Raw genomic sequence first — 18,859 nt, 5'->3', positions numbered from 1 at the left:
AGAAAAAACTAAGAGGAGTGTAAACATGAACAGTCATAAAAAATGGATGTCTGTCGTTGGACTGACCACGTTATTGCTTGCTTTGCTTCTTGCTGGATGCAGTGATCGGGACAGTTCTTCGGATGGCGGAAAGACTGAAATCGTTTTAAGCGGCTGGGGAGGGAATCCAGTCGAGCAAAAACTGCTCAACGAAGTGATTGCGGATTTTGAAAAAGAACATCCCAATATTGATGTCAAATTGAATGTGATCAGCGATCAATACATGGACGTCCTGAAGACCCGTCTCATTGGAGGAACTGCAGCTGATGTTTTCTATCTGGATGCGTTTGAAGCCCCGGCACTGATCGAAACAGGGGCAGTTGCACCACTAGATAAGTATATAACAGAGGATTTCGATCTTGGTGATTTTGAAGAACCGATGCTGGATGCTTTTAAGGCTGATGGGAAGGTATACGGTCTACCGAAAGATTATTCTACACTAGCACTTTTCTACAATAAAAAAATGTTCAAGGAAGCTGGAATTGATGGTCCTCCTCAAACATGGGAGGAGATGGAAGATACGGCGAAAAAATTGACCAAGGCGGAAGAAGGTGTCTATGGTCTGGGCGTAATGCCTGAGCTTGCACGCCTGTATTATATGGCTGAATCCCAGGGCGGAGAAGTGATTACGGATGGCCGAGCAACATTTGCAGAAGAAAAGGTTGTCGATGGTATACAGCCGATCATTGATATGCATTTGAAGGAGAAGACGGCCGTGCAGCCTTCCGAAGTCGGTGCTGGTGATGCTGGTGAGATGTTCGGACAAGGAAAGGCTGCGATGGTGATGGAGGGGAACTGGAATATTCCATTTCTTGAAGAGACTTTTCCAGACCTTGAATATGGAACCGCAGAGCTTCCGACCATCAATGGTAAAAAAGGCACAATGGCATTCACTGTAGGCTATGCGATGAACGCTGAATCTGAACACAAGAAAGAATCTTGGGAACTCATTTCTTATTTGACTAGTAAAAAAGGGATGAAGAAATGGACGAGCAAAGGATTCGCCCTTCCAACCCGGAAATCTGTCGCAGAAGAACTCGGATATGATGAGGATGAACTTAGAGCTCCGCTTGTACAAGGCGCTGAATATGCCACAGTATGGCAGGATGGTCCATCCCTCCCGATAGTCATGAACAACTTCAACAATCAGTTTTTAAGTGCGTATTTAGGTGATCGACCTTTGGATGAAGCATTAAAGGATGCACAAAGACAAGCAAATAAAGAAATCAAAGTGACAGAATGAGGAGAGGTGAAATTCTATGAAAAAGAGCAGTCTATCAAAAAGGGGATGGCGGGAAGCAGGGCAGGGATATGCTTTCCTGGCACCCGCTCTCGTGATCCTCGGGTTATTTGTCATTGCACCGATCCTCTATTCCATATTTCTTTCATTGCACAAAGTGGAATTGATAGGGGGTGCAGCTTATGAATTCCGTGGTCTAGACAATTACTTGAAAGTAACATTCGATGATCGTGCAATCATCGCGTTGAAAAACACCGCATTATATGTAGCAATCGTGGTCCCTGCACAGACTTTTCTCGCTTTAGTCCTTGCAGCTACGTTAAATGCAGGTCTAAAAGGACAAAAGTTTTTCAGGGTCATCTATTTTCTCCCGACGTTGACTTCTTCTGCCGTTTTGACCTTGATCTTCATGTGGATGTACAACCAGAACGGCTTGATCAACCATATACTGAAGTTTTTCAATCTTCCAACGTATAACTGGATTGGTGACCCCGATGTAGCACTTACTGCGATCATGATCATGAACATCTGGGCAACAGCACCGTTTTTCATGGTCATCTATTTAGCTGCCCTCCAGGATATTCCGGACAGTCAATATGAGGCAGCAGAGTTGGATGGGGCAAGCGGGATCCAGAAATTCTGGAATATCACCGTACCGAACCTTCGACCAGTGACTTCATTCGTTGTCATCATGGGATTGATCGGGACTTTTCAGCTGTTTGACCAGTCTTATATCTTTTCAGGAGGTTCCGGCGGACCGAACAATTCGACGTTGACTGTTGTCCTCTTGATCTATCAATATGCTTTCAAAACTTTAGGTACGATGGGATACGCCACGGCACTCGCATTCATGTTGGCGATCGTCATCCTCATAGCTACTTTGTTGCAACGGAAACTATCAAAAGAAGAATCACTTTATTAAAGGAGGGATACCATGAAAAAGCGATCAGTCGGAAGGATCTTTCTGTATGCGGTGCTCATCGTATACGCGATCATAACACTCATTCCGTTTTTATGGGCTCTGTCTTCTTCTTTCAAAACATTGGGGGAAATCGTCAGCGGTTCCATCAACTTCATTCCGAAAGAATTTACACTTGAAAATTATAAAGAAATCTTTGCGAGACAACCTTTATTTTTAAAATGGTTGTTCAACAGCGTTATTATTGCAGGTGTGGGCACGTTGTTGAATCTTCTTTTGAATTCAATGGCAGGCTATGCGCTTGCAAGGTTGAGCTTCCCAGGACGGAAAAGTATTTTCTTGATCGTTTTGGCGGTACTGATGATTCCGTTCCAGGTTACATTGATTCCGAACTTTTTAATATTGAAGGAACTCGGATGGCTTGATTCGTATCAAGGAATGATCATCCCAGGGGCTGTCAATGCGACCTTCATCTTCATGATGAGACAGTTCTTCATCAATTTTCCGAAAGAGATTGAGGAAGCAGCGGCAATTGATGGACTCGGAAAATTCGGTACGTTTTTCCGAATCGTCCTTCCTTTAGCGAAGCCAGCACTTGCGGCGCAGACGATCTTCGTTTTCATGGCGTTCTGGAATGACTTTTTCAGACCACTTGTCATATTGTCGAGCCCTGATATGTTTACGCTTCCGCTTGGACTGAATTCCTTTAAAGGCCAGTTCATCAGTTACTGGAACTATATCATGGCGGCATCGATGGTGTTCACACTGCCGGTCCTCGTCATTTATGCCTTCTTCAACAGGTATTTTGTAAAAGGACTAAAGCTTACGGGAGATAAGTGAGGATTTGTGGATCTGAACAAGATTCCGGTTTATTTGGACAAAACCTTGGATTATCTGGACAAAGTTATATAAAAAAGGAGGGGCTGCCCAAAATTTGGAACAGCCCCTTTTTCATTACATTTAAAGAAAGTATAAAATACTTTCTTCAATATAAGCGCAACTATAGCTCAGCCTGCGCCAAAGGTTTGGCTTTCTTTATAACGCCTTCAATGCCTCCACGATATCCGTATCGCCTGAGAGGAATTCAAAGGTTTTACCTTTTGTATTTTCAACATTGAGCGATTCAATCATCACTTTTGCAACATCTTCGCGTGAAATGTCACCTGAATAGTCGTCAAGTTGTGCTGCTGCTCTGATTTTACCAGTTCCAGCGTCGTAAGAGAGTCTGCCTGGTCTTACGATCGTGTATGAGAGAGAGCTTTCCCTTAATGCGTCATCCGCTTTTTTCTTTGCTTCAAAGTAATGTTTCATACCTTCTGATCCATACTCTGGGTTATCAGCTCCGACTGTACTCAGCATGACGAACCGTTTCACGCCATGTTTTTCAGCGGCTTGCACAAGCTTGATCGCACCTTCCTGGTCAACAGTGATTGTTTTTTCAGGGCCTGTCTTCGAACCAGACCCGGCTGCAAAGAGAATGGCATCGCAGCCTTCTACAGCATGATCCACCTCATCTTCTAAATCAGCCAGTACAGTTTCACTGATTCCGAGCTTCTCCAATTCAGCAGACTGTGTAATATCACGGATCATCGCTATAGCTTGATGGTCATTACTTTCACCTAACATCCTAAGTATATGACGGCCTGTACCGCCGTTTGCTCCAACTACAAGTACTTTCATCCTATCAAAACTCCTTTCAGTGAAAACATAATTATTATTTACCACAAATCACGGGAATATAAACGGTTCGATACAAGTCATAGCGGTATACTAGAAGTAAAGACTTATGTTATATACAATTATAGGTATAAAAGTGAATGAGGTGAGTTTATTGAAAGTAACTGTTGTCGGCTGCTGGGGTGGATTTCCTAAAGCGGGAGAAGCAACTTCAGGGTATTTGGTACAGGAGAATGGATTCAATTTATTGGTTGATTGTGGAAGTGGCGTCCTTTCGAAAGTTCAGTCTTATATAAATGTAGAAGACCTGGATGCAGTCGTCATCTCCCATTATCATGCCGATCATATTGCAGATATCGGCCCATTGCAATTCGCAAGACTTGTCAAATCACATACTGGAACAACATTGCCTGAACTCCCGATTTACGGTCATCGTTTTAATGAAACAGAATTCAATAGACTCGCATACAAAACGTTTACTGCTTCAAAGGAATATAACCCGGCGCTGCCAATTTCAGTTGGTCCTTTCAAAATCACCTTTTTACAAACGAAGCACGCTGTTCCATGTTATGCAATGCGGATTGAAGGCATGCGTCACACGATCGGTTACACCGCTGACTCAAGTTTTCAAGAATCCTTCTTTCCTTTTTTCCGAGGAGTGGATCTTTTACTATGTGAATCCAATCTTTATAAGGGGATGGATGGGGCGAGTGTAGGGCATATGACGAGCGAAGAAGCTGGTCAAATCGCCCGTGAATCGAATGTTGGGAAATTGATTTTAACCCATCTGCCTCATTTCGGTGAAATCAATCAGCTTGTTCCGGAGGCGCAAGAACAGTTCAATGGGGAGGTCGTTTTAGCGGAAGAAGGTTTTGTCTGGAAAGGTGAATAGGTCATATAAGGCAAATTGGACAATCCCTTTTATAGCAAGATACTAAGTAAATATAGGAGGTCAAGCATGTTACTATTTATTGATAATGAAAATATTACCGATCCGAGGATCAACCTCGCGATTGAGGAATATGTACTGAAACATCTGGATATCAACGATACATATCTCTTGTTCTATATAAATGAACCTTCGATCATCATCGGAAAAAACCAGAATACGGTGGAAGAAATCAATTCAGAGTATGTTCGTGAAAACGGAATCCACGTTGTCCGTAGGCTTTCCGGCGGGGGAGCAGTCTATCATGATCATGGGAATTTGAACTTCAGCTTCCTCACAAAGGACGACGGAAACAGCTTCCATGATTTTAAAAAGTTTACCGAACCTGTGATCAAAGCCCTTCATAAACTTGGTGTTCCAGCTGAGTTAAGCGGGCGCAATGATATCCTCGTCGAGGGCAAGAAAATTTCAGGAAATGCGCAATTTTCAACGAAAGGCCGGATGTTCAGCCATGGAACACTTATGTTCGACTCGCAAATCGAGAATGTCGTCTCTGCTTTGAATGTGAATATGGATAAAATCAAATCGAAGGGAATTAAATCGATCCGCAGCCGTGTCACCAATATTCGTGACCATCTTGATCAAGACATGACGACCGAGCAATTCAAAGAAACATTGCTGCGCTATCTGTTTGAAGGGGAAGAAGAAATTCCACAATATCAACTGACTGAAGAGGATTGGAAAGTCATCCGTGAGATTTCAGCAGACCGATATCAGAATTGGGACTGGAATTATGGTAAATCCCCTAAATTCAATGTGAAACATTCTCATCGTTTTGAGGGAGCAGGACAGCTGGATGTACGCCTGGATGTGGAGAAGAACACGATTCAAGCCTGTAAAATTTATGGCGATTTCTTTGGTGTCGGGGATGTTGAAGATATCGAAAAACGTCTCATTGGTGCCCGATACGACTACGCTGAAACTGAAAAAGCGTTAGCTGACCTTGATATCAGCCATTACTTAGGAAAAATAACGAGGGAGCAATTTTTAGACTTGATCCACTAGTGATAAAGCATCTGCCATGAGCAGGTGCTTTTTTATTTGCGTTGTTCGAGGATTCAAGAACACTAATACGAGGCAGAGGAGAACTGTCCAAATTTTGGATCATCTGGTGAAATTAGAGGACATCTGTTCCGCTATCTGTGACAAAAAGGGTTGATTTCAAAAATTAGAGGACATCTGTTCCGCTAATTGCCGAAAACGATCATGATTTTCTCAGGTTTTAGGCGAATAAGGTCTCTGGTGTCCACTAAATTTCTGAAGATGGGGTTTATGAGGCGAATAAGGTCTTTGGTGTCCTCTAATAATTGGGTCGTAACTTATTTGACTTCAACCTCTGCAGTTTTAATCGTAAAGTCTTGTAAAAGATTTCCTTCGAGAGTGATTTCGCAAAAATCGGATCGTCTAGAAAAAATTAGGCACATCATTCTTCTGGGTGAATATCATGACATTGTGAGAAAGGAGAGGATGGATAATGTCAGAACATCATTATGATGAATCAATCCGAGACGACGAACGGGCGAAATATATGCACGACAAATGTAAGCAATATAAAAACTACCATGTGCTTGTTGAAACGAAGGACGGTAAAAAATTCGATGCAATCATTATGGGTGTGAAAAAGGATAAGGTAGAACTCCTTGTGCCGCAGATGATGGAACCGGAATCCTATGACAGGGAAGACTATCGCCAACCAAGATTCAGGAGGTTCGGGGGTCTTTTATTACCGTTAGCTGGTCTAGCAGCCTTATCACTAGTGCCTTACTTCGCGCCTTATCCGTATCCTTACTATTATTAGAAGCAACCTCCCTTTTTAATGAAAGGGAGTTTTTTTATATTTAGGCTTTGTAAGGTTTTCTTTATTCCGATTAGCGAGGAAATCAAAGCAAAAATAGAAGAAATCAGTGTAAATCAGAGATATATCAATGCGTACCCGAAATAACTCGTGAATTTGATAAAAAGGCTATTGTCTGAAAATTGACACAAGAAAACGCTTTCCTTATACTATTTTTATATACCGTATATATTATGTGTCGAGATTTTTTCGTTATATATAAGGAGGGGTAATATGATTTACAATGTTGAAAAAGAAACGCTGAATATGCAAGACAAGGAAAAACTGCAGCTTGAAAGGCTGCAAAAAACCGTCCAGGTTGTCTATGAAAACGTTCCTTTTTACAAAGAAAAGTTTGCCGAGAATAACATTACACCAGAGCAGGTTAGAAGTCTTGAAGATTTAAAGAAGCTTCCTTTTACTAAGAAACAAGATCTGCGTGACCACTATCCATTCGGTCTTTTTGCAGTCGATCAGAAAGACATGGTCCGTGTTCATGCATCTTCTGGGACAAGCGGGAAACCGACTGTCGTAGGATATACGAGAGGCGATATCGAGGTCTGGAGCGAGGTCGTAGCTCGAGCGATTGCTGCTGCTGGTGGAGAACCCGGTCATGTATTGCATAATGCTTATGGTTACGGACTGTTCACAGGTGGCTTAGGACTCCATTACGGATCCGAACAGCTTGGGATGGTGACAGTTCCCGTTTCCGGAGGTAATACGACACGTCAAATTCTCCTTATTGAAGATTTCAAGCCTCAAGTTATATGCGGTACACCTTCGTATGTGCTCAATATAGCAGAATCGATGGAGAAGATGGGGAAAGACCCAAGGCAGACAAGCCTGAAGTACGGCATTTTCGGTGCAGAGCCGTGGTCAGAAGAAATGCGTCAGACACTTGAAGAGAAACTGGATATTAAAGCGATTGATATATATGGATTAAGTGAAATAATGGGACCTGGGGTATCGATCGAGTGCCATGAATCACAAAACGGGTTACATATTGCTGACGACCATTTCTATGTCGAGGTAATCGATCCAGAGACACTTGAACCGGTGAAAGATGGAGAATATGGCGAGCTTGTCTTTACGAGTCTGACAAAGGAAGCTTTTCCAATCATTCGATATCGTACAGGTGATATTGCGGCGATCGATCGTACGACATGTAAATGCGGCAGAACCTCTGTCCGGATGTCGAGGGTGAAAGGCCGGATTGATGATATGCTGATCATCCGCGGCGTGAACGTCTTTCCTTCTGAAATTGAAAACTGCTTATTGCAGGTTGAAGAACTTGTTCCGCACTATCAAATCTTATTGAAGAAAAAAGGAACAATGGATCTGATCGAACTTCAGGCCGAGGTCAATGAATCGACGTTCGAAAAATGTGGCGGAGACATGAAGCACCTTGATATGGATGAGTTGAAAAGACGGATCGAGTACCAGATCAAATCCAATTGTCTTGTTTCCATTCACGTCCAGATCATGGAGCCGAATTCAATTCCACGCTCTGAAGGAAAGGCTGTCAGAATCGTAGATCTTAGAGAAGAGAAAGTATTGCAGAAGAAGTAAATCAAATAAAAGCATTGAATTAATTATGACGATATTCTATAATGACGTTAAATAAACGTAATATATGGAAGGTGATAATAGATGACTATCGAGAAATCATTCGATCAGTTGACAGAAGATGAGAAGTACGAACACTTCCTGAACCGGATTGACGCCGGAGAGAAGATCGAACCTAACGATTGGATGCCTGATGACTACCGTCAATCTTTGATTCGTTTGATTTCCATGCATGGAATCAGCGAAATTATGGGAGCGCTTCCAGAAAAGGAATGGGTCCCGAAAGCTCCGTCTCTACACCGTAAATTAGCAATCATGGCGAAGGTGCAGGATGAGATGGGGCATGGCCAGCTGTTGCTTCGTGTAGCGGAAGATTTGATGGAACCACTAGACATGAACCGTGAAGACATCATGCAAAACTTGTTTTCAGGGAAATTGAAGTTTCATAATGTGTTTCATATGAAAGCGCCTACATGGGGAGACGCTGGAATCATCGCATGGTTGGTCGATGGAGCAGCAATCATTTCACAAAGCATGATGCTGAACTCTTCTTATGGGCCATATGCAAGAGCATTGAAACGGATTTGCGCTGAGGAAGTATTCCATGCGCAGCACGGTGAAAGCATCATCATGGCACTGGCAGAGGGGACACCGGAACAGCGTGAGTTGCTTCAGGATGCACTCAACCGCTGGTGGACTGCGCTGCTCATGTTTTTCGGACCGAAAAGCAAAGAGAATGCATCGACTTCCCACGTCGATAAGAACATGAGATACAAGATCCGTGAAAAAACGAACGAAGAGCTGCGACAAGAGTTCTTTACGAAATATGTACCGCGTATCTGGTCACTCGGCCTGACGATTCCGGATGAGACGATCCATTTTGATGAAGAGCAAGGATTGTGGGTTTATCAGGACCCTGATTGGAGCGAATTCAAAGAAATCGTGACTGGTAACGGACCGCAATCGAAAGAGAGACTTGAACTTCGTAAAACTTCTTACGATAACAATGCCTGGGTGCGCGAGGCTTTAAATCCAACATCGAAGGCAGTATAGACGGACGAGGAGGGGAAACCATTGAGCCAAGAAAAAGACGGTTTTTACAGTGTGTATGAAGTATTCAGTAAAAAAACAGATAAAAGCCCACTACAACATCAATTCAGTCTTCTAGCTCCAAATGAAGAAATGGCATTGATCATGGCAAGGGAAAACTTCTTCCGCCGTGAGCCTGTAGCTGACATCTGGGTAGCAAAGAGAGACAACATCCGTACAATGACCCAGGAAGAACGTGAAATGCTGAAGCGGCTGAATAATAAAGAATACCGCGAAACGAAAGGTTACGGCTATTTGAAGAAAAAATGGCGTAAATATCAACAGGAACAATTCACAGAACAAAGTTTACTTAGCAACAGCAAGGGAGGAAAAGAGTGATGGCACAGGATAAAGCACTAGTGGAACTGCTCTATTCCTTAGCAGATGATGATTTCATCTTAGCGTATCGCGGTTCAGAATGGCTCGGGCTTGCACCACACATTGAAGAGGATGTCGCCTATTCATCGATCAACCAGGACATGATGGGGCATGCGGTGAAGTTTTACAGTCTACTTGAAGAATTAGGTGAGGGGAAAGCGGATGAGCTCTCCCATTTGAGAACACCTGATAAATTCAGAAACGCAGTCCTTTTAGAAGAGAAGAACGGAGAAGGTACGTACCTTGAACAGCCGAAATTCGACTGGGCTTTCGCGGTTGTACGGAACTATTTCTATTCCGTCCACAAAAAGATCCGCATGCAATCTTTGAAACAATCAAGCTATGAACCTCTTACAGATGCTGCATCAAAAGCACTGATCGAGCATCAATATCACTTGATGCATTGGGAAACCTGGTTCAAGCAATTGATGACCAGTACAGATGAAGCGAAAAAGCGTATGACAGCAGCGATTGAAATATGCTGGAACGAAATGGACGGTGTCCTTACGCTAGGGCCCCTTGCTGAAGAAATGGTAAGCAAAGGATACATCGCGAGTGAAGAGGAAATGCGCAACAAATGGCTAGCACATATGGAAAAGACATTCGAACAAATCGGTGCACCATTACCTGGCGAACTTGGCATGACAAAAGGAAACGGCCGCCAGGGAGAACATACAGAGGACCTCGATCAAGCATTATCTACACTATCTGAGGTTTATGAGACGAATCCAGCTGCTGGCTGGTAGGTTCTATTACTACAAAACAACTAAATTTCAACCTGAGAGGAGGATTACGATGACCGGAATTGAATCGAAACAATTGGTAGACACGATTAATGACGTGCTCCAAGGTGTTACGGACCCTGAAATTGACTCTGTCAGTATTTTGGACCTCGGAATGGTAGAAGGTATCGAAGTGGAAGGGTCAAAGGCAAAAGTGGGTGTGCTTCCTACCTTCACAGGATGTCCTGCACTCGACATCATCAAAAGGGATATCAGCAATGCCATCATCGAAGTAGAAGGGATTTCTGAAGTTGAAGTAACCTTTCTATCCAAACCGATTTGGACGACGGACCGGATCACTGACCAGGGAAAAGAACAACTGAAAGAATTCGGAATATCGCCTCCTCCGGCTAATCACACACCAGGAGAACCATGGGAAATCCCATGCCCGTATTGCGGCTCGGTATATACGACGATGGAAAATCTTTTTGGACCGACCGCGTGCCGCTGCATTCTCTATTGCAGAAGCTGCAAAAATCCATTTGAAGCAATGAAACCCGTTGCCAACATAGGCGACGAATAAGAAAGGGTGTATATATAATGGTAAAATTGATCGCACTTTACAAGAATCCTGAAAACAAAGAAGAATTTGACGAGCACTATTTCAACACACATTCACCGATTACAGCTAAGATACCCGGACTTCGTAAAATGGAGGTGACGAAAATCGTCGGGTCTCCGATGGGAGCTAGTGATTATCACCTGCTTTGTGAAATGTACTACGACGACCACGATGCATTGAAAGCTGCAATGAAAACAGACGAAGCTAAGGCTTCTGGAAAGGACCTCATGGGATTTGCTGGTGATTTGGTGACACTGATGATTGGTGAGGAAGTCGACGGTGAGTAATAAGGAGACCATTCAAACCTGGACCGAAGATGGCGTTGGTGTCATTCAACTGAACCGTCCAAAAGTATTGAATGCCTTGAATCGAAAAATGGTCACAGAAATCCTCCAAACGATGGAGGAGTGGGACCGTGATGATAGCGTGTCGGTAATGATTGTTACTGGTAACGCGAAAGTCTTTGCCGCAGGAGCAGATATTGCTGAAATGGCGGAGGATGATGCGATTTCGCTGGAACTCCTCAATCAATTCGCAGAATGGGATCGCCTAGCTTGGGTTAAAAAACCGATCATAGCTGCAGTAAACGGCTATTGTCTTGGCGGGGCATTCGAACTTGCCTTAAGCTGTGACTTGATTGTCGCAGGTGAGAACGCGCAATTCGGATTTCCTGAAGTGAACCTTGGTGTTATGCCAGGCGCAGGCGGGACCGTACGCCTTACGAAATTGATGGGGCGCGCAAAAGCACTTGAGTGGTTATGGCTTGGTGAGTATATGACCGCAAAGTATGCGAATGAAAATGGTGTTGTCAATCGAGTGGTAGCACCTGAGCTCGTTTTTGAAGAAGCATTGAAAATGGCTCGTAAAATTGCGAAACAAGCACCGTTGTCCGTACGGTTGATAAAAGAATCAGTCAACAAGTCCGTTGATCATTCCGTATATGAAGCGATGCAATTTGAACGGAAGAACTTTTACATGCTGTTTGCTTCTGAAGACCAGAAGGAAGGCATGAAGGCTTTTGTTGAAAAACGAAAACCACAATTCAAAGGAAAGTAAGGAGCGGTTTAGGTATGTATGAAACGATCGAATACGTTACAGAAAACAATGTCGCTTGGCTTCGACTGAACCGCCCGGATAAATTCAATGCTTTTACAGAACAGATGAATATAGAGATAACAAAAGCGTTGAAGGAAGCAGAAAAGGATGGCGAAGTGCGTTGCCTCGTGATTACAGGAAACGGGAAAGCATTTTGTTCTGGGGAAGACCTGGCGGGGGTCAAACAAGATACGGATCACGCTGAAATATTGCGGAAACGCTATAATCCAATGGTCGAAAAACTTGCAAACTTCGAGAAACCGGTCATTGCTGCTGTAAATGGTGTTGCAGCAGGAGCCGGTATGAGCCTTGCGCTCGCTTGTGATTTCCGACTTATGTCTGAGAAAGCAAGTTTCATAGAAGCCTTCATAAACGTAGGTCTTGTACCGGATTCAGGCAACCTTTTTTACCTTCCTAGATTAGTAGGTCATGCAAAAGCGCTTGAACTTGCAGTTATGGGAGAAAAGGTTTCTGCGGAGGACGCTAAGGAATTGGGATTAGCAACAAAAGTCATTGCGCTTGATCGTTGGGAAGAAGAGGTTTCAGCATTTGCAGAAAACCTTGCACAGAAACCGACGAAAGCAATCGGCTTGATCAAAAGATATTTAAGGAAGAGCTGGGATGCAGATCTTAGTGAAATGCTTGAAAACGAAGCGTATGCCCAGCGTACAGCAGGACAGACAGAAGACCACGCTGAGGGCGTGCAAGCTTTCATGGAGAAAAGAAAGCCCGTATTCAAAGGCTGCTAGAAAAAAAGGTGGATGCGCCTGTGAAGAACTGGCGCTGGACGAGTCATCAGATCGATGCAACTACTCAACTACAACTAAAGGAGTGACTGATCAATGAGTACAACTAAAGAACAGCAACAAGTCGCAACAGAAATGAAACGTGAAGCATACAAAATGATCATCAACGGACAACAAGTTGATAGCGTTTCTGGAGAAACATTCACTACTTACAATCCTGCAACTGGTGAAGCCCTAGCAAAAGTGGCGAAGGCTGGTACTGAAGATGTCGACAAAGCAGTTGAAGCAGCTCGTAATGCATTCGATTATGGAAAATGGCCGAAATATCCGGTTGGAAAGCGTGCTCGTATATTGAACAAAATTGCTTCAATCATGCGCAGTCGTTTCAATGAATTGGTTGAGCTCGAGGTATTGAACAGTGGTAAGTCATTGACAGCAGCTCAAGGACAAGTCATGCAAGCTGTTGAAAACTTTGAATTCTATGCAGGTGCAATTGTTGGCCACCGCGGACATGTGAACAACATGCCAGGACCTTTTACAAATACAGAAACGAAAGAACCACTCGGTGTCTGTGCACAAATCATCCCGTGGAACTATCCGATGATGATGGCTTCTTGGAAGGTAGCACCTGCAATTGCTGCAGGTAACTCGATCGTATTGAAGCCTGCAAGCTTGACACCTCTTACTGCAATCATCTTAACGGAAATTTGCCATGAGGCAGGTGTTCCGGAAGGGGTAGTCAACATTGTGCCAGGACCTGGTTCTACAGTTGGAAATCACCTTGTTGAACACCCTGGTGTTGATAAAGTAGCTTTCACAGGTGAAACGGGTACAGGAAAAGACATCATGGCGAAAGCTTCTGAAACGTTGAAGCGCGTAACGTTAGAGCTTGGCGGTAAATCACCGAACATCGTATTTGAAGATGCGAACATGGATGCAGCTGTAGACGGCTCTCTATTCGGAATCTTCTATAACACAGGACAATCATGTGAAGCGCGTTCTCGTCTGTTCGTACACGAAAACGTCTATGATGAGTTCATGGAAAAGTTCGTTGAAAAAACGAAGAAGCTTACCCTTGGCAACCCGCTTGAGCAAGGAACCCATGTTGGCTCGATCATCAGTGAAAGCCAGGTAGAAGTGATCGATGGTTATGTAAAAGAAGCTGAAAAACAAGGTGCAAAAGTACTTGTAGGTGGAGGCCGTGCGAAGGTTGAAGGTTTCGAAAACGGTCACTGGTACTTGCCGACTGTCATCACGAACGTAACGAATGATATGAAAATTGCACAAGAAGAGATCTTCGGACCAGTTGTCGTTGTCATGAAGTATAGCGATGAAAAAGAAGTCTTAAAGCTTGCAAACGATACAGTATTCGGACTTGCGGCTGCAATTTGGACTACGGATCACGCTCGTGCTAACCGTGTCGCTACTAAGTTGAAGGCTGGTACGGTCATGGTCAACTCACCGTTCTCAGCATTCCCAGGAACGCCGTTCGGTGGATACAAGCAATCTGGATTCGGAAGAGAGCTTTGTATCGAAACGCTTGATTTGTATACTGAGACGAAGAGTGTCATCTCTTACGTCGGTGGCAAGCCGTTGAATCCGTTCGGAGTGTAACCTTAATGAACTAATGGGGGCGAGCACCTTTTCAGGCTGCTCGCCTTCAGCTTTACATTTAAAGAAAGTAGGAATACTTTCTTCAATATAAGGGCAACTAAGGCTCAGCCTGCGCCAAGGCTTGGCATAGCCAAGCTTTCTTTATGCCACATGGCATAAGGGCAACTAAGGCTCAATCTTCGCTAAGTCTTGATTTCGCCAAGTTTTCTTTATTGCATTTGATCGCGACGCGGGAAAAGCGAGCCAGCAATACATTCGCAGCAAAGTTATCAGTTAATGGACATCAGAGCTGTTATTTGTGACAAAATCGCTGTTTCTGTAACTTTAACGGACACCACAGCCGTTATTTGTGAACAAAGCAGCAAAATCACAACATTCAATCATAAACATACCCATCTTACAAGGGAGTGGAAGAGAGACATGATCAAACATATTACCGTCATCGGATCCGGTGTCATGGGCAGAGGGATCGCTTATGTCGCTGCTGTCGGCGGATTTAAGACAACCCTGGTTGATATTTCAGAAAAAGCGTTAGAAAGTGCGAAAACCGAAATCAATGCGATTTTCGAAAAAGGTGTCCAACGAAACAAGCTAAGTGAAGAAGCCGCGAACGAAGGTATGGAACGTATGTCATACTCATCCGACCTGGAAGGAACTGTATCCATTTCCGATATGGTGATTGAGGCGGTTCCAGAAAACATCGATATCAAGCGGAATGTGTTCGAGACGATCGATCAGCATGCGCCTGAGCATTGTTATTTTGCAACGAACACATCCACGATGAGTCCGACTGAGATCGCGTCTTTTACAAACCGGCCTGGAAAAGTCATTGCGATGCACTTCTTCAATCCGGTGCACAAAATGCCTTTAATTGAAATCATCAAAGGGCTTGATACTGCAGAAGATACGGTTAAAGCAGCGAATGAAGTCGCTGTCAAAATGGGGAAAGAAACGGTCACCGTCAATGAATTCCCAGGCTTCGTAACGAGCCGGATCAGTGCGCTTGTCGGAAACGAAGCCTTCTATATGCTTCAAGAAGGTGTCGGTTCTCCTGAAGAAATCGATAAGGCGATCAAGCTTGGACTCAACTATCCGATGGGGCCATTTGAACTCGGCGATCTCGTCGGTTTAGATACACGACTTAATAATTTGAAATACTTACATGAAACATTAGGGGAAAAATATCGCCCATGCCCACTGCTTGTAAAATACGTGAAAGCTGGTCGTATTGGTAAAAAAGCAGGCGTTGGTGTCTATGATTACCGTGAGCAAGGGGGTTCTGATAATGCGTGAAGTTGTTATCGTTGATGCAGTGAGAACGCCGATCGGGCGCTATAAAGGGGCATTGAAAAATATCCGTCCGGATGATCTCGGAAGCGTCGTGATCAAATCCTTGCTTGAGCGTAACCCGGACATGCCGAAGGAACAGATCGAAGAGGTCGTTTTCGGAAATGCAAACGGGGCTGGGGAAGAAAACCGGAATGTCGCCAGAATGTCAGCCTTACTTGCCGATCTTCCCGTAGGAGTTGGCGGGACAACAATCAACCGCTTATGCGGATCAGGATTGGATGCGGTAAGTTATGCGGCACGTGCAATCCTGGCTGATGAAGGCGATATCTTCATCGCAGGTGGAACGGAAAGCATGACGCGTGCTCCGTTTGTCATGGGAAAACCTGATGTGGAATTCCCGCGTGGCAACCGTGAAATGTTCGATACGACAATCGGCTGGAGATTCGTGAACCCGGCTTTAGAAGAAAAATACGGAACAGACAGCATGCCTGAAACAGCTGAAAATGTTGCAAAAGATTATAACATTGGCCGTGAAGAGCAAGACCAATTCGCTTATGAAAGCCAGATGAAAGCAAAACGAGCGATGGAAGAAGGACGATTGAAGGATGAAATCGTACCTGTCGTCTATAAAGACCGCAGAGGGAACGAAATCGTAGTTGATACCGATGAGCATCCACGTCCAAACAGTTCACTTGAAAAGCTTTCAACATTGAAACCGCTTTTCAAGGATGGAACGATCACGGCTGGAAACGCCTCTGGAATCAACGATGGCGCTTCAGCATTATTGCTCATGAGTAAAGAAAAAGCTGATGAACATGGTCTTAAGCCGTTAGCAAAATACATCACATCGGCGACTGCCGGGCTTGAGCCCCGTGTAATGGGCCTTGGTCCAATCCATGCCTCTCGTAAAGCATTGAAACGTGCAGGATTGTCATCGAGCGAACTTGGTCTGGTTGAATTGAACGAAGCATTTGCTTCCCAATCGTTGGAGTGCATCCGCCAGCTTGAATTGTCTCCATCCCGTGTCAATGTAAATGGGGGAGCGATTGCTTATGGACATCCTCTAGGGGCAAGCGGCGCACGGATTTTAACGACATTGGTCCATGAAATGCGTAAGCAGAAGACCCGTTACGGCCTTGCGACGATGTGTATCGGAGTCGGCCAGGGAATCGCTGCTATCGTCGAAGGTTACGATTACTAATTTTAGATGGAGGAATCAGAATGTCATCGATCTTATACGAAGTAAAAAATCATATTGCCTATGTGACACTGAACCGACCTGATGTGTTGAATTGCTTCAACTACGATACATTGAAAAAATTAGGCGAAGTCGTTGAAGAGATCCATCATAATCCTGAAGCGCGAGTCGTCATTTTTACTGGAGCAGGCGAGAAAGCATTCAGTGCTGGAGCTGATCTGAAAGAGCGGAAGAACCTCACTGAAAATGAAGTGCGCCGTAACGTCACGAAAATAAGAGACGTTTTTACAGCAGTCGATAAGCTGCCACAACCTACGATCGCAGCGATGAACGGCTATGCCTTCGGTGGAGGTTTTGAGCTGGCATTGGCATGTGACTTCCGGATCGCGGTCGATACGAAAATGGGCTTGACGGAGCTTGGATGGGCGATCATCCCTGGTGCTGGTGGTACTCAGCGTCTGCCGCGCCTGATTGGACAGGCAAAAGCGATGGAATTGATCCTGACTGCGAAAAAGCTGTCTTCAGATGAAGCGATGCAATATGGAATCGTAAATGAAGTGGTTTCTTCTGAAAAATTGATTGAAACTGCAGAACAATGGGCAGAAAGAATGCTGAAGAATGGTCCGATTGCCTTGAAGCAAGCAAAATATGCGATCAAGCAAGGCATGAACGTCGACTTGGAGACAGGTCTCAATCTTGAAGCGAAAGCGTATGAAGTGACGATTCCGACGAAGGATCGTGTTGAAGCACTTGTCGCTTTTGGGGAAAAACGTCCGCCGCAGTTTAAAGGAGAATGACGATTTGAAGACTGTCCATCCTTTTTACGGCATATTAAAGTGCAGTAATGTTTTACTACTGGTAAAGGAATAGGGTAACTTCGGCTGAATCTGAGTTAAGGCTTGATTTCACCGGGTTTTCCTACTAATATTGTGGGTAATTTGAAAGATTGAATCGGAAAAGGATGAACACGATGCAAAACAGTCTGAACACACGGTCAATGATTTTTACGTTATACGGAGATTACATCCGTCACTACGGAAACGATATATGGATTGGCAGTTTGATCCGCTTGTTGAAGGAATTTGGACATAATGAACAATCGGTCCGTGCTGCAATATCCAGAATGAACAAACAGGGGTGGGTCACCGCTGATCGCAAAGGGAACAAAAGCTATTACCGATTGACGGAACAAGGCGTCGAAAGGATTGAAGAAGCGGCGAACCGGATTTTCAAACTTCAACCTGAAACTTGGGATGGGAAGTGGAGAATGTTCACTTACACGATTCCAGAGAATAAGAGAAGCATCCGTGATGAGTTGCGGAAAGAACTAGTTTGGAGCGGTTTCGGACTGTTATCCAACAGCTTCTGGATTTCACCGAATCAACAAGAAAAACAGGTGAACCAGATGATTGAAAAGTATGACATACGTGATTATGTCCATTTCTTCCTATCTGAACATAAAGGTCCTCATAAGAGTGAAAAGCTCGTGGAGGAATGCTGGGATTTGAACGAAATCAACATGAAGTACGAGGATTTCATCAAAACCTACAGCCAGAAATATGTCATCGATAAAAGCAAGATTGAAAAAGGGGAGAAGTCGGACGGAGAATGCTTTGTGGAGCGTACAAAGCTTGTTCACGAATATCGGAAGTTCCTGTTTGTCGATCCAGGATTGCCGCAAGAGCTGTTACCGAAAAAATGGCTCGGGGATTATGCTGCAAGTCTTTTCAGTGACTATTACAAAGCATTGGCTCAGCCTGCAAGCCGTTTCTTTGAGGATGTTTTCAGCGAAGGAAACGAAGTGAAAAACCGTGACAAGAAGTATGATGCGTTGAACCACCCGCTGATCATCGAATCGAATAATTAAAAGAATAAAAAGTG

The 18,859-nt window shown here is 44.1% G+C and carries 20 protein-coding genes; 19 read left to right on the top strand and 1 reads right to left on the bottom strand.

The features are described from left to right. Positions 1 to 25: 25 nt before the first annotated feature. The 3 genes from ACTWQL_RS19065 to ACTWQL_RS19055 are packed head-to-tail and all read left to right on the top strand — an operon-like array spanning position 26 to position 3,038. Positions 26 to 1,282, top strand: a complete 1,257-nt coding sequence (locus ACTWQL_RS19065; RefSeq protein ID WP_443143993.1) for an ABC transporter substrate-binding protein — start codon at positions 26 to 28, stop codon at positions 1,280 to 1,282. 16 nt (positions 1,283 to 1,298) lie between these two features. Beyond that, positions 1,299 to 2,201 (top strand): carbohydrate ABC transporter permease, encoded by a 903-nt coding sequence (locus ACTWQL_RS19060; RefSeq protein WP_443143992.1) that lies wholly within the window; start codon positions 1,299 to 1,301, stop codon positions 2,199 to 2,201. Positions 2,202 to 2,213: 12 nt separating this feature from the next. Further along, entirely contained in the window at positions 2,214 to 3,038 is an 825-nt protein-coding gene (locus ACTWQL_RS19055; protein WP_443143991.1) for a carbohydrate ABC transporter permease, read from the top strand. A 195-nt stretch (positions 3,039 to 3,233) separates the two neighbouring features. On the opposite strand, the gene ACTWQL_RS19050 is transcribed toward ACTWQL_RS19055, so the two are convergent. Next, on the bottom strand, positions 3,234 to 3,878 hold the full coding sequence (locus ACTWQL_RS19050; RefSeq protein ID WP_443143990.1) for an SDR family oxidoreductase: 645 nt from the start codon (positions 3,876 to 3,878) through the stop codon (positions 3,234 to 3,236). Positions 3,879 to 4,029: 151 nt separating this feature from the next. On the opposite strand from ACTWQL_RS19050, the gene ACTWQL_RS19045 reads away from it, so the two are divergent. From ACTWQL_RS19045 to paaX, 16 genes are all read left to right on the top strand, one after another. Continuing rightward, positions 4,030 to 4,767, top strand: a complete 738-nt coding sequence (locus ACTWQL_RS19045) for an MBL fold metallo-hydrolase (protein ID WP_443144039.1) — start codon at positions 4,030 to 4,032, stop codon at positions 4,765 to 4,767. A 66-nt stretch (positions 4,768 to 4,833) separates the two neighbouring features. Further along, positions 4,834 to 5,829 (top strand): lipoate--protein ligase, encoded by a 996-nt coding sequence (locus tag ACTWQL_RS19040; protein ID WP_443143989.1) that lies wholly within the window; start codon positions 4,834 to 4,836, stop codon positions 5,827 to 5,829. Positions 5,830 to 6,298: 469 nt separating this feature from the next. After that, positions 6,299 to 6,622 carry a hypothetical protein gene (locus ACTWQL_RS19035; protein ID WP_443143988.1) on the top strand — a complete coding sequence of 108 codons (324 nt, stop codon included), beginning with the start codon at positions 6,299 to 6,301 and terminating at the stop codon, positions 6,620 to 6,622. Positions 6,623 to 6,892: 270 nt separating this feature from the next. After that, on the top strand, positions 6,893 to 8,227 hold the full coding sequence (paaK, locus tag ACTWQL_RS19030) for a phenylacetate--CoA ligase PaaK (protein WP_443143987.1): 1,335 nt from the start codon (positions 6,893 to 6,895) through the stop codon (positions 8,225 to 8,227). Between the two features lie 81 nt (positions 8,228 to 8,308). Beyond that, a complete protein-coding gene (paaA, locus tag ACTWQL_RS19025) occupies positions 8,309 to 9,277 on the top strand; it encodes a 1,2-phenylacetyl-CoA epoxidase subunit PaaA (RefSeq protein ID WP_443143986.1) in 969 nt (322 codons plus the stop codon). 21 nt (positions 9,278 to 9,298) lie between these two features. After that, positions 9,299 to 9,652, top strand: coding sequence for a 1,2-phenylacetyl-CoA epoxidase subunit PaaB (paaB, locus tag ACTWQL_RS19020; RefSeq protein WP_221568218.1), 354 nt, complete (start codon positions 9,299 to 9,301; stop codon positions 9,650 to 9,652). Continuing rightward, positions 9,652 to 10,437: a 1,2-phenylacetyl-CoA epoxidase subunit PaaC gene (gene paaC / locus ACTWQL_RS19015; RefSeq protein WP_443143985.1), complete on the top strand. Its 786-nt coding sequence runs from the start codon at positions 9,652 to 9,654 to the stop codon at positions 10,435 to 10,437. The genes paaB and paaC overlap by 1 nt, the downstream gene beginning before the upstream one ends. A 49-nt stretch (positions 10,438 to 10,486) precedes the next feature. Further along, positions 10,487 to 10,996, top strand: coding sequence for a 1,2-phenylacetyl-CoA epoxidase subunit PaaD (paaD, locus tag ACTWQL_RS19010; protein ID WP_443143984.1), 510 nt, complete (start codon positions 10,487 to 10,489; stop codon positions 10,994 to 10,996). A 17-nt stretch (positions 10,997 to 11,013) separates the two neighbouring features. Then, positions 11,014 to 11,322, top strand: a complete 309-nt coding sequence (locus ACTWQL_RS19005; RefSeq protein WP_221568215.1) for an EthD family reductase — start codon at positions 11,014 to 11,016, stop codon at positions 11,320 to 11,322. Then, a complete protein-coding gene (locus ACTWQL_RS19000) occupies positions 11,315 to 12,091 on the top strand; it encodes an enoyl-CoA hydratase/isomerase family protein (protein ID WP_443143983.1) in 777 nt (258 codons plus the stop codon). Before ACTWQL_RS19005 ends, ACTWQL_RS19000 begins: the two co-directional genes overlap by 8 nt. Positions 12,092 to 12,105: 14 nt before the next feature. Then, a complete protein-coding gene (locus tag ACTWQL_RS18995) occupies positions 12,106 to 12,879 on the top strand; it encodes an enoyl-CoA hydratase-related protein (protein ID WP_443143982.1) in 774 nt (257 codons plus the stop codon). Positions 12,880 to 12,972: 93 nt separating this feature from the next. Beyond that, positions 12,973 to 14,490, top strand: coding sequence for an aldehyde dehydrogenase family protein (locus tag ACTWQL_RS18990; protein WP_443143981.1), 1,518 nt, complete (start codon positions 12,973 to 12,975; stop codon positions 14,488 to 14,490). 420 nt (positions 14,491 to 14,910) lie between these two features. Continuing rightward, entirely contained in the window at positions 14,911 to 15,783 is an 873-nt protein-coding gene (locus tag ACTWQL_RS18985) for a 3-hydroxyacyl-CoA dehydrogenase (RefSeq protein WP_443143980.1), read from the top strand. Continuing rightward, positions 15,776 to 16,981, top strand: a complete 1,206-nt coding sequence (locus ACTWQL_RS18980; protein ID WP_443143979.1) for an acetyl-CoA C-acyltransferase — start codon at positions 15,776 to 15,778, stop codon at positions 16,979 to 16,981. Before ACTWQL_RS18985 ends, ACTWQL_RS18980 begins: the two co-directional genes overlap by 8 nt. Positions 16,982 to 17,001: 20 nt before the next feature. After that, positions 17,002 to 17,775 (top strand): enoyl-CoA hydratase-related protein, encoded by a 774-nt coding sequence (locus tag ACTWQL_RS18975; protein ID WP_443143978.1) that lies wholly within the window; start codon positions 17,002 to 17,004, stop codon positions 17,773 to 17,775. Positions 17,776 to 17,948: 173 nt separating this feature from the next. Next, the gene (gene paaX / locus ACTWQL_RS18970; RefSeq protein WP_443143977.1) at positions 17,949 to 18,845 is read left to right on the top strand and encodes a phenylacetic acid degradation operon negative regulatory protein PaaX; all 897 of its coding nucleotides are present in this window, start codon (positions 17,949 to 17,951) and stop codon (positions 18,843 to 18,845) included. Positions 18,846 to 18,859: the final 14 nt, after the last annotated feature.

This window comes from Pseudalkalibacillus sp. R45 (assembly GCF_052246725.1).
Classification (GTDB): Bacteria; Bacillota; Bacilli; order Bacillales; family Fictibacillaceae; genus Pseudalkalibacillus.
Note: the sequence above shows the minus strand (reverse complement) of the source record. Positions and strands in the feature narration are given on the sequence as shown.